Annotated in this window: 3 protein-coding genes; 1 reads left to right on the top strand and 2 read right to left on the bottom strand. The window is 74.2% G+C overall.

The window, feature by feature from the left end:
* Nucleotides 1–584: VldE C-terminal domain-containing protein (locus tag ABT232_RS38120; protein ID WP_450872138.1), on the bottom strand; the 584-nt coding region annotated here is incomplete at its 3' end.
* 250 nt (nt 585–834) lie between these two features.
* On the opposite strand from ABT232_RS38120, the gene ABT232_RS38115 reads away from it, so the two are divergent.
* Nucleotides 835–4920 carry an nSTAND1 domain-containing NTPase gene (locus ABT232_RS38115; protein WP_351849345.1) on the top strand — a complete coding sequence of 1362 codons (4086 nt, stop codon included), beginning with the start codon at nt 835–837 and terminating at the stop codon, nt 4918–4920.
* 27 nt (nt 4921–4947) lie between these two features.
* Here ABT232_RS38115 and ABT232_RS38110 read toward each other — a convergent pair whose 3' ends face one another.
* Nucleotides 4948–5943 (bottom strand): hypothetical protein, encoded by a 996-nt coding sequence (locus ABT232_RS38110; RefSeq protein WP_351849342.1) that lies wholly within the window; start codon nt 5941–5943, stop codon nt 4948–4950.
* Nucleotides 5944–6074 lie beyond the last annotated feature (131 nt).

Genomic DNA, 6074 nt, shown 5'->3' with positions numbered 1-6074 from the left:
TGCCAGCGGTGCGTGATCCCACCACCCGGCTCCACCCCGAACACCACCATGCCCGACCCCGTGTCCACCACCGACGGCACACCGACACTCAGCCGCGGACCGCTCGGTGCGGCGCCCTTCCACCAGGTGGTCTGCTGCCGGGCCCCGGCCCAGCCGAAGCTGAAGTGCACGTGGTCGGTGTGCGGGGAGGCGCCGCTGTACGGCGTCCAGCCACGGTCGGCTCGGTACGCCTCCCAGATCCGCCGGTTCCAAATCATGTACATGATGCCGAAACGGCGGGCCAGGGCATGCCTGTTGCCGTGCGCGTCGGTCGCGAGGAGCCAGTCCAGCAGGTCGGCCGCGATGTGAGCCTGTCCGTTGACGTTCACCCCCCAGTCGAAGGCGCGGCCTTCCTTGTGCTCGCTGGTTCCGCCCGAGCCGCAGGCCCTGCTGATGCCGAGGTTGGTGGTGCCGGGGTAGGTGGACAGCAGGAGGTCCTTGAAGGCGGCCACGCCGGGCTTCGGCGTGGGGTCGCAGTCGCGCTGCGGCTCGTAGCCGGCGTAGGGGTCGATGGCGGGTCCGAAGGCGGGTGTCCTGGGTGGCATGGTGCTCTCCTCGTCGTCTGTCGGTCTCACCGGGCGCCGCGGCGCCTGCCGAGGGGCCTCGGCCGGGTGATGCCGGGGCTGGTGCTGGTGCTGGTTGTGGTGCGGGCAAGTGACCGGCTCCGCCTGCCAAGTGGTGCCGGCGCTCGCCAAGTGGCGTCCGTCGGCGGCCGAGCGGTGGACCGTGCCTGCCGCTCGTTGCTTGACGCGTGGTTGCGGCGTCCGCCGTTTCGCGCCGTGTGCGCGGGACGTGATGCCGAGCGCCGTCACTCCTTGTGGGGGTGCGGGCGGCATCCGGCAGCCACGGGGCGGCGACTGTCGTAGCTTCTCGCTACGGAGCGTCGCCGTATTCAGCGTGGGGCCGCGCCCAGCAGAGGCCAAGGAGGTGCCTGTCGTCTTGCCGGAGCGGAAACAGGAAACAGCCGGTGACCTGGGCGGGAACGAGGATCAGGAAGCGGCGGACGAGGCGTTCGGGCCGCGCCTGCGGCGGCTCCGGCAGGCTCACGGAATGTCGCTGGCCGACCTGTCGCGGCTGGTCCACTACAGCCGGGGCCATCTGAGCAAGGTCGAGAACGGCCAGAAGCCGCCCAGCGCCGATCTGGCACACGGCTGCGACGAGGCACTGCACGCCGGTGGCGCCCTGCTCGCCCTGCTTCCGGCGCGTCGGGGCGCTGCGGGCGGGCGGGGCGTGTGTCCGTATCCGGGGCTGGCTCCGTTCGGTGCGCGCGACGCCCAGTGGTTCTTCGGTCGCGAGCGGGTGACGGCGCTGCTGGTCGCCCTGGTCGCGGAGCACGCGCGGGGCGGTCGTACGGGGCCGGTGGTGGTCGTCGGCCCGTCGGGAGCCGGCAAGTCGTCACTGCTGCACGCCGGTCTGCTGCCCGCCGTGGCGCGAGGTGCCCTTCCGGTCGGCGGCTCGGGCACCTGGGCGGCGCTGTCCATGACGCCCACCGGCGATCCGATGGCCGAGCTGGTCCGGGGCCTGGCGCGGGCGACGCAGCTGGAACCCGCGGTCGTGGAAAGGGCCGCCGTGGCCGGTCCCCGCGAACTGGCGCTTGCGGTGCGGGAGAAGACCGCTCGCGTGACGGAGCCCGGTGACGCTCGGGGCGGGGCCGCCCTGCCGCGGCAGCAGTCGGGCGACGGCGCACGGACCGCGGACGGACTGATCGTGGTGGTCGACCAGTTCGAGGAGCTGTTCACGCTGTGCGACCGCCCGAGCCGGCGCCGTCGTTTCGTGCGGACGCTCCAGGCGCTGACCGAGCCCGGCGATGAGAGCCGCAGGCCCGTGGTCGTGGTGCTCGGGGTGCGCGCGGACTTCTACGGGCAGTGTCTGGACTTCCCCGAACTGGTCGCCGCGCTGCGGGAGACCCAGTTCCCGCTGGGACCCATGACGAGCGGTGAGCTGCGCGAGGCGATCGCCGGCCCGGCCCGTGCCGCCGGCCTGGAACTGGAGCCGGGGCTGCTGGAGCTGTTGCTCGGCGACCTGGGCGCCGGTGACGACGAGACGCCGTGCAGAGGCGCCGGAAGCCTGCCGTTGCTGGCGCACGCCCTGCTGACGACCTGGCAGCAGCGGGAGGACGAGCGGCTGACCGTCGCCGGTTACCGGCGCACCGGAGGGATCAGGGGCGCCGTGGCGGCGAGCGCCGAGCGGGTGTACGCCCATCTGGAGGCGGAAGGCCGCACGGCGGCGCGGCAGTTGCTGCTGGGCCTGGTGCGGGTCGGCGAGGGCGACATGGACACCCGGCAGCGGGTGCGGCGGCACCGGCTGCTGTCGGCCGTACCTGATCCGGCGGTGGCCACGGAGGTGCTGGAGACGTTCGGCGACGCGCGGCTGCTGACTCTGGACACCGACTGCGTCGAGATCACGCACGAGGCGCTGCTGCACGCCTGGCCGAGGCTGCGGAGCTGGATCGACGCCGACCGCGCGGGCCTGCGTGGCCATCAGCGGCTGATCGAGGCGGCCGAGGCCTGGGAGTCCGGCGGACAGGACCCGGCGCTGCTGTACCGCGGGACCCAGCTGGCCGTGTCGGTGGACTGGCTGGACGGACGTCTGATGTCACCGGACGCCCTCGAACGCCGCTTCCTGTCGGCGGGGGTGGCCCAGGAGCGGCAGGAGGCTGCCGCCCGCCGCAGGCGGACCCGGCGGCTGCGGCAACTGGTCGCCCTGCTCTCCGCGTTGGTGCTGCTGACGGCCGGGGCGACGGGTTTCGCGCTGCTCCAGCGCGCCGACGCCCTGGCCGAACGGGACCGCTCGGCCGCCCGGGTCGCCGTCGACGAGGCCGAACGGCTCCGGCAGGTCGACCCGTCGCTGGCGATGCGGCTGAGCCTGGCCGCCTACCGGGTGGCGCGCACACCGCAGACCCGGGGCGGGCTCCTGGCGTCGTCCGGGAGCGTCTACTCCACGCCCCTCCCCCGGCACGAGTACACGGTGCGCCAGGCCCTGTTCCACGGTTCTCTCCTGGTGACCGCCGCCGAGGACGGCCTGGTCCGGCTCACGGACGTGCGCCGTCCGGCCCGCCCCCGGGCCGTGGCCTCCCTGCCGCATCCCGAGCCGCTGCACGCCGTGGCCATCACCCGGGACGGCCGGTTCCTGGCCGCCGGCGGCGCCGACGCCGAGGTGACGATCTGGTCGTTGGGCACGCCGCGGCCGCGCCGCCTGGTGTCCGTTCCGGCCGACGGCGAGGTCACCGCGCTGGCGATCAGCCCGGACGACCGGACCCTGGTGGCCGCCACCGACCAGGGCGGGCTGCACAGCTGGGACATCGGCGACCCGGGGCGGCCGCGCGGCGGTGGCGGAGGGACCGGTGCGGTGCACGAGGGTCCGGTCAACGCCGTGGCCTTCGCTCCCGGCGGACGTACGCTCGCCAGCGCGGGCGACGACCACACCGTACGGCTGTGGCGGCTCGGCGGTGACGGGCGCCTGCGGCGGGCCGCCGTCCTGACCGACCACACCGCCCAGGTGCGCGGGGTGCGCTTCGCGCCCGACGGCCGCAGCCTGGCCAGCGTCGGCTTCGACAGGACCGTGCGGATCACCCCCGTCGCGGACCCCTACCGTCCCGGCCGGTCGCGCACGATGCGCGGACACAACGGCCTGATCCACAGCGTCGCCTTCCGGCCCGACGGCCGCCTGCTGGTGACCGGCGGGGACGATCAGACCGCCCGTCTGTGGGACGTCGACCGGCAGCGGGAACTGGTGGCGCTGCCGCAGCCGAACCCGGTCCGCGCGGTCGCCCTCGGCCCGGCCGGTGTCCTCGTCACGGGCGACGACGAAGGGCGGGTGCTCCTGTGGCATCTGCCGCCGCCGGTGACGGCGGCCCACGCCGCGGTCACCAGCCTGGCGTTCGGCCCCGGCGGGAAGGTGCTGGCCACGGCGGGCATGGACGGCAGGGCGCGGATCTGGCGGCGGTCACCGGACGGCGGCGTCACCCTGCTGGGTTCCGCACGGCATCCGGGGGCGGTCTACGGGCTGGCGTCGAGCACCGACGGCCGTCTGCTGGTCACGGCCGGCGAGGACCACCGGGTACGCCTGTGGGACGTGAGCCGGCCCCGGCGGCCCGTGCGGCTGTCGACGCTGTCCGACCACACGGACGCCGTGTACGCGGTCGCCCTGAGCCCTGACCGCCGGCTGCTGGTGACCGGCGGGGAGGACCACACCGTCCGGGTGTGGGACATCAGCCGCCCGCAGCGGCCGGTGCGGCTGGCGAAGCTGACCCACCACACCGACCGGATCAACTGGGTCTCCCTGGACCGGAGCGGCCGGCTGCTGGCCACGGCGGGCGGCGACTACCGCACACGGATCTGGCGGCTCACCGACCCGCGGCGACCGCGGCTCCTGGCGGAACTGCTGCATCCCAACCAGGTCAACGGGGTGGCTCTGTCCCCGGACGGCCGTCTGGTGGCCACGACGGACGACGACCGCAAAGTCCGCCTGTGGACCGTGCCCGTGCCGCGGGGCCGGAACCCGGCCCCGGTGCACCCGTCGACCGATCCGCTGAGCGTCATGGTGGGCCATCGGGAGGCGTCCCGCGGCCTCGCCTTCGCACCGGACGGCCGGACCCTGGCCAGCACGAGCGACGACCGCACCGTCCATCTGTGGGACGTCGCCGACGCCCGCCGGCCCGCACTCCTGACGGTGCTCTCCGGCCATTCCCAGCCCGTCCACACCGTCGCGTTCGCCCCCGACGGCCGGTCCCTGGCCACCGGCGGGCTGGACGCCACCATCCGCTTCTGGTCCAACGACCTGGACCAGGTCGTCGACCGCATCTGCGCCCTCGACGGCCCGCTCGGCCGCGGCGAGTGGGAGACGTATTTCCCCGGGCAGCGGTACCGCCGGTCCTGCTGAGGCGAGCGGAGCGGGACGCGGCGGCGGTCAGAACCCGGCCGCCGCGTAGGCGCCGTAGGCGACCGGCGGGGCCACGTCGGCGGCCGGGCACTTCGCCGTGCGCGGCCAGGGCCATTGCGTGAGGTACCGCACCGGCCGTTCCGCCCGCAGCATGGCCCGGCGAATGTTGTCGGCCGCTTCCCGGTCGTCGTAGTACACCTCGCCGACGATCAGCGGCTGCCGGTACCCGATGGCGTCCAGTGCCGCGTCCGCGTCCATGAACTGCCGGTACTCGTCCCCGTCGTGCTCCTGGCCGTACGGGTGCACCTCCAGCGTCGCCGGCGGCTCGTCCCCGTACACGGCCGGCAGGTTCGGCACCCGCCCGGCGATCCACACCGTCATCGAGAACCCGACCGTGTCCGCCCTGCCGAACTGCCGCCGGTAGTCCTGCCAGAGCGTCCTGTCGTACCGCAGCAGCACGTCCTCGCCGTCCGCGGGCGCGCCCTCGTTGAGCAGATCGATGACATACGGCAGCCCGGAGCGCACGGTCTCGGCACGCACCTGCCGGACGACAGCCAGGTTCTCCTCGTACAGCGGGCGGTCGAACCGCGTCCAGTCCGTGGGGTCGTTCGCGTCCATGGGAAAGAACGCGATCTCGACCGCCTCGAACCCGGCGCTCCTCACATCACGCAGCAGATCGCGCAGGTTGCGCAGATTCGCGGCGCCGAGACCCCCCTCCGAGGAGTCCATCACCGTGCCGGAGTCGGGCCCGTGGTGGTGGAAGACGGGGATGCGCAGCCGCTTCTGCCCGGCCGCCGCCATCCGCGCCAGCTGCTCCCTGATGAGGCCGGGGGCCTGGTCGTAGCTGTTGACGACGCCGTACGGCTCCCGCGTGCAGTCCGCGTCGACCCGGTAGGTGAAGTAGTTGGAGCCGCCCTTCACCTCCGCCCGCTGGGGCGCCCGTGCCGCGCCCGCGCCGATGAGCAGGGCCACGGCAGCGGCGACCGCCAACGCCCGCCGTACGGTGAACCGCCGGAACCTCATGCTCCCTTCACCTCCGCGAGAGGCGCGGCGCCCGGAGCCGTCTCGGTGCCGGGGTCGGCGAGGTGGCCTTCCATGTCGGCCCAGTCCGGGTGCCAGGCGAATCCCTCGTCGGCGCCGTGCTGCCAGGTGTG

It is taken from the genome of Streptomyces sp. NPDC001532 (assembly GCF_040298625.1).
Lineage (GTDB): Bacteria > Actinomycetota > Actinomycetes > Streptomycetales > Streptomycetaceae > Streptomyces.
Note: the sequence above shows the minus strand (reverse complement) of the source record. Positions and strands in the feature narration are given on the sequence as shown.

Excerpts from the sequence above, each read along its gene's own strand:
- ABT232_RS38115 (WP_351849345.1), top strand. The coding sequence starts at position 835 with ATGCCGAGCGCCGTCACTCCTTGTGGGGGTGCGGGCGGCATCCGGCAG.
- ABT232_RS38110 (WP_351849342.1), bottom strand. The coding sequence starts at position 5,943 with ATGAGGTTCCGGCGGTTCACCGTACGGCGGGCGTTGGCGGTCGCCGCT.